This window comes from Streptomyces sp. NPDC048419 (assembly GCF_043200415.1).
GTDB lineage: Bacteria > Actinomycetota > Actinomycetes > Streptomycetales > Streptomycetaceae > Streptomyces.
This window is the reverse complement of record NZ_JBICXT010000024.1, coordinates 118,104-126,197: the sequence shown is the minus strand read 5'-3', so window position 1 is coordinate 126,197 and position 8,094 is coordinate 118,104. Positions and strand designations below refer to the sequence as shown.

Here is an 8,094-nt window from a genome sequence, read left to right as displayed (position 1 = left end):
CCAGTTCGTGAAGCCGGCGAACAGCGGCGTCGCGAACATCAGCAGCATGATCGTGCCGTGCATCGTGAACGCCTGGTTGAACTGCTCGTTCGACATGATCTGCAGACCAGGCCGGGCCAGTTCGGCGCGCATCAGCAGCGCCATCACGCCGCCGATCAGGAAGAACGCGAACGACGTGACGAGATACAGCGTCCCGATCGTCTTGTGGTCAGTGGTCGTCAGCCACTTGATCACGACGTTGCCGGGCTGCTTGCGCCGGACCGGCAGCTCGTCTGAGTAGTGTCCCTCAGCTGCCGCGGCACCCTGGGGTTCGTTGAGGATGCTCACAGGTTGTTCGTCTCCCGGTTCTTCTCGTGGCTCGTCTGCGCGATGCCGGCGGGAACGTAACCGGTCTGCCCCTTCTTGGCGAGGTCCTTGAGGTGCTGTTCGTAGCGCTCAGGGGAGACGACCTTCACGTTGAACAGCATCCGGGAGTGGTCGACGCCGCACAGCTCGGCGCACTTGCCCAGGAAGGTGCCCTCCTTGTTGGGGGTCACCTGGAAGGAGTTGGTGTGGCCCGGGATGACGTCCATCTTCATCAGGAACGGCACCACCCAGAAGGAGTGGATGACGTCACGAGAGGTGAGGACGAAGCGGACCGTCTCGCCCTTCGGCAGCCACAGCGTCGGACCCGGGTTGCCGGTCTGCGGGTTCTTCGTGGCGGGAGTGCCGACGTCGTAGACACCGCCGGCGTTCGCCGGGAAGTCCTTCTTGAACCGGTCCGGAATGTTGGCCAGGTTCTTGTCGGTCTTCGCATCGCCTGTGGAACCCGCGACGGGCGCGATGTAGTTGAAGCCCCAGCTCCACTGGAAGCCCACGACGTTCACCGTAACGGTGGGCTTCTTGTCGGTGAGACTGAGGATCTTCGTCTCGTCACGGGCCGTGAAGTAGAAGAACACGGAGACGATGACGAGCGGAACGACCGTGTACAGCGCCTCGATCGGCATGTTGTACCGGGTCTGCGGCGGAACCTCGATCTTGGTGCGGCTGCGCCGGTGGAAGATCGTGCTCCAGATGATCAGGCCCCACACCAGCACGCCGGTGGCGAGCGCGGCGGCCCAGGAGCCCTGCCACAGGGAGAGGATCCGCGGAGCCTCTTCCGTGGTCGGGGTGGGCATACCAAGGCGGGGGAAGTCCTTGTATGTGCAACCGGTGGCGGTCGCCAGGACCAGGCCCGCGGTCATTGCCTGCAGCAGCTTCCGCCGCATCGGGCGCCGCGGCGAGCGGTCGGAGCCGTTGGGACTCACGTAGCGCCTTCCCGAGAGTCTCGCCCGCGCGGTTGGCTGCGGCCTGCCTTCTCGGTGGTCGGTCGCCGCCCTGCGTCGGGCAGGGGTTTGGATGTTTATGCGGACCAAACCCTAGCCGACGCGTTCTCAGGGTTCGCGGGGAGGGGTGCCTAGTCACTCTGTGGGTTCGCTGGATTGGCGGCTGCGGGTTGTTTGTGGCTGATCGCGCCTTTTTCCGCGCCCCTTTTGGGCGGGCTGCAGTCCGGGCGCTCTAGCGTTTGCGTATGGCCTATTTCGATGCTGCTTCCTCCGCGCCTCTTCATCCTGTCGCCCGTCAGGCGCTGTTGGCCTCGCTCGATGAGGGGTGGGCCGATCCCGCGCGGCTGTACCGGGAGGGGCGGCGGGCCCGGATGCTGCTGGACGCGGCGCGGGAGGCGGCGGCCGAAGCGGTGGGGTGCCGGGCGGACGAGTTGGTCTTCACCTCGTCCGGGACGCGGGCCGTGCACACCGGAATCGCGGGGGCGTTGGCCGCGCGTCACCGGATCGGGCGTCACCTGATCGTGTCGGCGATCGAACACTCCTCGGTGCTCCATGCGGCTGACACGCACGAGGCAGGCGGTGGGAGCGTCACGCAGGTCGAGGTGGACCGGCAGGGCAGGGTGGCGCCGGCGTCGTACGCCGCCGCTCTGCGCCCCGGCACCGCGCTGGCCTGTCTTCAGTCGGCCAACCACGAGGTGGGGACCGAGCAGCCCGTGGCGGAAGTGGCCGCGCTGTGCCGGGAGTCCGGGGTGCCGCTGCTGGTGGACGCGGCGCAGTCGCTCGGGTGGGGGCCGGTCGAGGGCGAATGGTCGCTGCTGACGGGCAGCGCCCACAAGTGGGGCGGGCCCTCGGGGGTGGGGCTGCTCGCCGTACGCAAGGGCGTCCGGTTCGCGCCGCAAGGGCCTGCCGACGAGCGGGAGTCGGGGCGGGCCGCCGGGTTCGAGAACCTTCCGGCGATCGTGGCGGCGGCCGCCTCCCTGCGGGCGGTGCGCGCCGAGGCGGCGGAAGAGGCGCTACGGCTGCGGGAGCTGACGCAGCGGATCAGGGCGCGGGTGCCGGAGCTGGTGGCGGACGTGGATGTGGTCGGGGATCCGGAGCGGCGGCTGCCCGGGATCGTCACCTTCTCCTGTCTCTATGTCGACGGAGAGACACTGCTGCACGAGCTGGACCGGGAGGGTTTCTCCGTCTCGTCCGGATCATCCTGCACGAGCAGCACGCTGACACCCAGCCATGTGCTGAAGGCGATGGGGGTGCTGAGTGAGGGGAATGTGCGTGTTTCGCTGCCGGTGGGAACGGGCGCGGAGGACGTCGAGCGGTTCCTGGAGGTGCTGCCGGGGGCCGTGGCGGGGGTGCGCGAGAAGCTCGGGGCGCCGGCTCCGGCGGCCACCGTGCTGCAGGACGTCCTGGTCGTCGACGCCCTCGGCAAGCGCTGCCCGATCCCCGTCATCGAGCTGGCCAAGGTCATCGGGGACGTGCCGGTCGGCGGCCTGATCCGCGTCCTGTCCGACGACGGGGCGGCCCGCCTGGACATCCCCGCGTGGTGCGAGATGCGGGAGCAGGAGTACGTGGGCGAGGAGCCGGCGGAACGAGGCGCGGCGTACGTGGTCCGCCGGGCGACCTGAACCCCCTGAACGGGCGCGGGGAACTGTGCGACCAGTCCCCACGCGCCCCGACCGGGCGAATCAGGCCAGGTACTTGCGGACCTCGGCCGCGGGCTCGTCGCCGTACGCCTTCATGAAGCGGTCCATGAAGTGGCCCCGCCGCAGCTGGTACTCCTGCGTGCCCACGGTCTCGATGACGAGGGTGGCCAGCATGCAGCCGACCTGCGCGGCGCGCTCCAGCGAGACGCCCCAGGCCAGTCCGGACAGGAAGCCGGCGCGGAAGGCGTCGCCGACGCCCGTGGGGTCGGCCTTGCGCTCCTCGTCGGGGCAGCCGACCTCGATCGGGTCCTCGCCGGCCCGCTCGATGCGGACGCCGCTCGAGCCGAGCGTGGTGACGCGGTGGCCGACCTTGGCGAGGATCTCGGCGTCGCTCCAGCCGGTCTTGGACTCGATCAGGCCCTTCTCGTACTGGTTCGAGAAGAGGTACGTGGCGCCGTCCAGCAGTATCCGGATCTCGTCGCCGTCCATGCGGGCGATCTGCTGGGAGAAGTCGGCGGCGAAGGGGATGCCGCGCGAGCGGCACTCCTCCGTGTGCCGGAGCATGCCCTCCGGGTCGTCGGCGCCGATCAGGACCAGGTCGAGACCGCCGACGCGGTCCGCGACGGTCTTCAGCTCGATCAGCCGGGCCTCGCTCATCGCACCCGTGTAGAACGAGCCGATCTGGTTGTGGTCGGCGTCGGTGGTGCAGACGAAGCGCGCGGTGTGCAGCGTCTCCGAGATACGGACGGAGTCGGTGTCGACGCCGTGGCGTTCCAGCCAGGAGCGGTAGTCGTCGAAGTCGAAGCCGGCGGCGCCGACCAGGATGGGGTCCGTGCCGAGCTGACCCATGCCGAAGGCGATGTTCGCTCCGACGCCGCCCCGGCGGACGTCGAGGTTGTCGACCAGGAAGGAGAGCGAGACCGTGTGCAGCTGGTCCGCGACGAGCTGGTCGGCGAAGCGGCCTGGGAAGGTCATGAGGTGGTCGGTGGCGATGGAGCCTGTGACTGCGATGCGCACGGGGGGACTCTCCTGTGGGGAGACGGGTTGACAGTTCACGCTATCGGGTCGTGACGGGCCTCTGAAGTGGCCAAAACTACCCGATAGTAGATCTTTCTTCGCGGGCTTGTGCGTGCATACGGTTCCGTTATGACGAACCTCAAGGTCCATACTCCGGCACCGGTCGACCTCGAAGGTGACCTCGCGTCGCTGCGCGGCGACTGCGCCCGGATGGTCCCCCACTGGGCCGCCCCCGAACGGATCGTTCCCCTTCCGGTCCCCCTGTCACTCATCCACGGCGTGAAGGTGCCTCCGACCTCGGCCCGCCTGCTGGAGGCCATGTCGGACTACGGCGACTGAACACGGTCCGGCAGCTCCGTTCGGCGCGCTTGAGGGAACCGCGCGCTCCCCCGCTGCGTCCCATCGCCGTCCCCCTTCGAGGGGATGCGCGATACGACCCTCCGGCTGTCCGTTTTGACAGGGCCGGGTCAGGGTCACAGGACAGCAGTGCAGCAGAAGGAGCGATGCGGTGAACACCGAGCGACCCGACAACGACGCCGCCGACTCCGCCGACGAGCGGAGCGACGGGACGGAGCGGCGCGCCGACGGCGCCGAGGCTCCCGGCGCCGCGAAGGCCGGCCCGGACGCTCCGGAGCCGGCACGCGAGGGCGCTGCCGAGGCCCGGACCGAGGCGGACACGGCCGGATCCGACGACGACGCCGAGGCCGAGGCAGACGTCGAGGCCGACGTCGAGGCCGGCGCCGACGACGGGGCCGCCGCCTCCACCGAGGTCCCCGGCCCCCACGAGCTCGACCACGCCACGCCCTCCCGCCGGCGCACCCCCGTGCTCGTCGCCTCCGTCGCCGCCGCCGTGCTCCTCGTAGGAGGTGGTGGTGCATATCTGGCCATGGGGGCCTCCGGAGGGAACGGCTCAGGTGCGGACCCCGGGGCGTCCGGTGACGGTGGCACTCCCCCGCCGCTGGCTCTCGACGGGTACTCCGGGAGCGGTTCGAACGGGATCGCGCCCGGGGAGCCCAATCCGTACGGCGTGACGTACAAGGTCGACGGCTCGCTTCCCGGCGGTCCCGGCTCCGCGCCCGTGTACCGGGCGGGCGGTGAGGTCGGCAAGGAGGAGGTGGCGCGGCTGGCGAAGGCGCTCGGGCTGGACGGTACGCCGGTGGTGCGCGGGCAGTCCTGGCAGATCGGTCCCGCAAAGGACGGGTCCGGTCCGAGCCTGGTGGTGGACAAGCAGGCGCCGGGGACGTGGACGTTCCGCCGGTACGCGGCCGGCACCGACGACTGCAACGGCATCGCCACCTGCACGAAGGATCCCGCGAACCCGGCCGGGAAGCGGGTGAGCCCGGCGGACGCCGAGCGGGCCGCGGCCCCGGTGCTGAAGGCGATCGGGCAGGACGACGCCAAGGTGGATGCGAGCCAGGTCATGGGCGCCCAGCGGGTGGTGAACGCGAATCCCAAGGTCGGCGGGTTGCCCACGTACGGCTGGACGACCGGTCTGACGGTGAGCGCGCAGGGCGAAGTGGTCGGCGGGACCGGCCAGTTGAAGGCACCGGAGAAGAGCGACACCTATCCCGTGCTGGGTGCGCGCAAGACGCTGGAGCTGATGAACTCGGCGCCCACGACCGACCACCGCATGGGCATCGGCGGCTGCGCCAGTCCCGTACCCCTGAAGGACCGGCTGGAGCAGCCGTGCGGGCGGTCGACGGCCGGCACCGCCCCGAAGGAGACCGTCACGATCGAGAGCGCGGTGTTCGGGCTGGCCGCGCGGGCCGTGGACGGGCGGCAGGCGCTGGTGCCGTCCTGGCTGTTCCAGGTGAAGGGCGCGGGCGCGCAGAACGGCTTCACCGTGACGTATCCGGCCGTCGACCCGAAGTACCTGGCCTCGAACTCGGCCACGCCCACCCCGTCGGCCACCGCCCCGGGCGACGAGCCGACCTCGGCGCCGGCCACGCGTGACGTCAAGGTGGACGGCTGGACCGCGGACGGCAAGGAGCTGACCGTGAGCTTCACGGGCGGAGTGTGCGCGGACTACACGGCGACGGCGGGCGAGAGCGCGGACCAGGTGACCGTCAAGGTGACCGAGAAGCCCTGGAAGGGCAAGGTCTGCATCATGATCGCCAAGGAGATCCACAAGACGGTGCAGCTGGACCGGCCGGTCGGTGACCGCACGGTCAAGGGCTCGGACGGCAAGGCGCTTCCGCAGGCGAAGCAGGGGGCTCGGCTGCCCCGGACCGCCGCGGTGCAGTAGTCCCGCGCGCGGGAGGTCCCCTGGAAACGCGAAGGCGGCGGCCCTGTCGGAGGGGGCCGCCGCCTTCGGCTGCGTCAGTGGGCCGGACGGCTCAGCTGAAGGAGTCGCCGCAGGCGCAGGAGCCCGTCGCGTTCGGGTTGTCGATCGTGAAGCCCTGCTTCTCGATGGTGTCGACGAAGTCGATGGAAGCGCCGCCCAGGTACGGGGCGCTCATGCGGTCGGTGACGACCTTGACGCCGCCGAAGTCCTTCACCACGTCGCCGTCGAGCGAGCGCTCGTCGAAGAAGAGCTGGTAGCGCAGGCCGGAGCAGCCGCCAGGCTGAACGGCGACACGCAGGGCCAGGTCGTCACGGCCTTCCTGGTCGAGCAGGGCCTTGACCTTCGCCGCGGCGGCGTCGGACAGGATGATGCCGTCGGTGACGGTGCTGGTCTCGTCCGATACGGACATCTACATCTCTCCCGGGTTGTACGGACACTGCTTGCCGACGAGTGCAACCGGCAAGGCCGCGGATTCATTCCGGGCCGGGCGCCTTACTTTCGGCTCCTCCTTCATGCTCGCACATGCTCCCGGAAGCGGAAAACGGCTCATGGGGATTCACGTCACATCGACGCAATGACCATCGTCAAACTGACGTGAACCGGGTTATGATAGATAACGTCAATTCGACGAAAAGTAGAAAGGGTGCGTGTCGTGACCACCGCCCAGACCCCGGAGCTCGACGTACAGCCGACTCCTCTTGCCCTGCTGCTCCTCGGCCGCGAGGCCGACCCGAAGAGCGAGCGCGGCGTCGAGTGTCCCGGTGACCTGCCCTCGCCGTCCGATCCCGATCTCGTGGCCCGCGCCCGCGCGGCCAAGGAGAAGCTCGGCGACAAGGTCTTCGTGCTCGGCCACCACTACCAGCGCGACGAGGTCATCCAGTTCGCCGACGTGACGGGTGACTCCTTCAAGCTGGCCCGGGACGCGGCGGCGCGCCCGGAGGCCGAGTACATCGTGTTCTGCGGTGTGCACTTCATGGCGGAGTCCGCGGACATCCTGACGTCGGACGACCAGAAGGTGATCCTCCCCGACCTCGCCGCCGGCTGCTCCATGGCCGACATGGCCACGGCCGAGCAGGTCGCCGAGTGCTGGGACGTGCTGACCGAGGCCGGCGTGGCCGAGCAGGTCGTGCCGGTGTCGTACATGAACTCCTCGGCCGACATCAAGGCCTTCACCGGCAAGCACGGCGGCACGATCTGCACCTCCTCCAATGCCCGGCGGGCGCTGGAGTGGGCCTTCCAGCAGGGCCAGAAGGTGCTGTTCCTGCCCGACCAGCACCTGGGCCGGAACACCGCCGTGCGGGACATGGGCATGTCCCTGGAGGACTGCGTCCTCTACAACCCGCACAAGCCGAACGGCGGGCTGACGGCCGAGCAGCTGCGCGACGCGAAGATGATCCTGTGGCGCGGCCACTGCTCGGTGCACGGCCGCTTCTCGCTGGACTCGGTGAACGACGTCCGCGAGCGCATCCCGGGCGTGAACGTCCTGGTCCACCCCGAGTGCCGGCACGAGGTCGTCGCGGCCGCCGACTACGTCGGCTCGACGGAGTACATCATCAAGGCCCTGGAGGCGGCCCCGGCCGGTTCCAAGTGGGCCATCGGCACCGAGCTCAATCTCGTACGCCGGCTCGCCAACCGTTTCGCCTCCGAGGGCAAGGAGATCGTCTTCCTCGACAAGACGGTCTGCTTCTGCTCGACGATGAACCGCATCGACCTCCCCCATCTGGTCTGGGCCCTGGAGTCCCTGGCCGAGGGCAACCCGGTCAACCGGATCGAGGTCGACAAGGAGACGGAGGCGTTCGCGAAGCTGGCGCTGGAGCGCATGCTGGCGCTGCCGTAGGACGTACGAAAG

General features: G+C 69.5%; 8 protein-coding genes. 4 read left to right on the top strand and 4 right to left on the bottom strand.

The genetic code is table 11. From position 1 onward, the window contains the following. Both ACGFYN_RS36915 and coxB read right to left on the bottom strand, forming a co-directional pair. Window positions 1-327 (bottom strand): cbb3-type cytochrome c oxidase subunit I (locus ACGFYN_RS36915; RefSeq protein ID WP_393870327.1); only part of this gene is annotated, 327 nt, incomplete at its 3' end. Further along, entirely contained in the window at window positions 324-1,286 is a 963-nt protein-coding gene (coxB, locus tag ACGFYN_RS36910; protein ID WP_393870326.1) for a cytochrome c oxidase subunit II, read from the bottom strand. The genes coxB and ACGFYN_RS36915, both read right to left, overlap by 4 nt. 263 nt (window positions 1,287-1,549) lie before the next feature. On the opposite strand from coxB, the gene ACGFYN_RS36905 reads away from it, so the two are divergent. Then, a complete protein-coding gene (locus ACGFYN_RS36905; RefSeq protein ID WP_393870325.1) occupies window positions 1,550-2,926 on the top strand; it encodes a cysteine desulfurase/sulfurtransferase TusA family protein in 1,377 nt (458 codons plus the stop codon). Between the two features lie 60 nt (window positions 2,927-2,986). Here ACGFYN_RS36905 and ACGFYN_RS36900 read toward each other — a convergent pair whose 3' ends face one another. After that, a complete protein-coding gene (locus tag ACGFYN_RS36900) occupies window positions 2,987-3,961 on the bottom strand; it encodes a carbohydrate kinase family protein (RefSeq protein ID WP_393870324.1) in 975 nt (324 codons plus the stop codon). A 129-nt stretch (window positions 3,962-4,090) separates the two neighbouring features. On the opposite strand from ACGFYN_RS36900, the gene ACGFYN_RS36895 reads away from it, so the two are divergent. Together ACGFYN_RS36895 and ACGFYN_RS36890 are read left to right on the top strand one after the other, a co-directional pair. Then, window positions 4,091-4,300 carry a hypothetical protein gene (locus tag ACGFYN_RS36895; RefSeq protein WP_393870323.1) on the top strand — a complete coding sequence of 70 codons (210 nt, stop codon included), beginning with the start codon at window positions 4,091-4,093 and terminating at the stop codon, window positions 4,298-4,300. A gap of 169 nt (window positions 4,301-4,469) precedes the next feature. Further along, window positions 4,470-6,206: a hypothetical protein gene (locus tag ACGFYN_RS36890; RefSeq protein WP_393870322.1), complete on the top strand. Its 1,737-nt coding sequence runs from the start codon at window positions 4,470-4,472 to the stop codon at window positions 6,204-6,206. Window positions 6,207-6,297: 91 nt separating this feature from the next. Here the strand turns inward: ACGFYN_RS36890 and ACGFYN_RS36885 are convergent, their stop codons facing one another. Continuing rightward, window positions 6,298-6,654, bottom strand: coding sequence for an iron-sulfur cluster assembly accessory protein (locus tag ACGFYN_RS36885; protein ID WP_030582488.1), 357 nt, complete (start codon window positions 6,652-6,654; stop codon window positions 6,298-6,300). A gap of 243 nt (window positions 6,655-6,897) precedes the next feature. Here ACGFYN_RS36885 and nadA point away from each other — a divergent pair, with 243 nt between their 5' ends. Then, on the top strand, window positions 6,898-8,082 hold the full coding sequence (gene nadA, locus ACGFYN_RS36880; RefSeq protein WP_393870321.1) for a quinolinate synthase NadA: 1,185 nt from the start codon (window positions 6,898-6,900) through the stop codon (window positions 8,080-8,082). Window positions 8,083-8,094: the final 12 nt, after the last annotated feature.

Bases quoted from the DNA above. Each gene is read 5' to 3' on its own strand.
- ACGFYN_RS36905 (WP_393870325.1), top strand. From the start codon at position 1,550: ATGGCCTATTTCGATGCTGCTTCCTCCGCGCCTCTTCATCCTGTCGCC.
- ACGFYN_RS36895 (WP_393870323.1), top strand. From the start codon at position 4,091: ATGACGAACCTCAAGGTCCATACTCCGGCACCGGTCGACCTCGAAGGT.
- ACGFYN_RS36885 (WP_030582488.1), bottom strand. From the start codon at position 6,654: ATGTCCGTATCGGACGAGACCAGCACCGTCACCGACGGCATCATCCTG.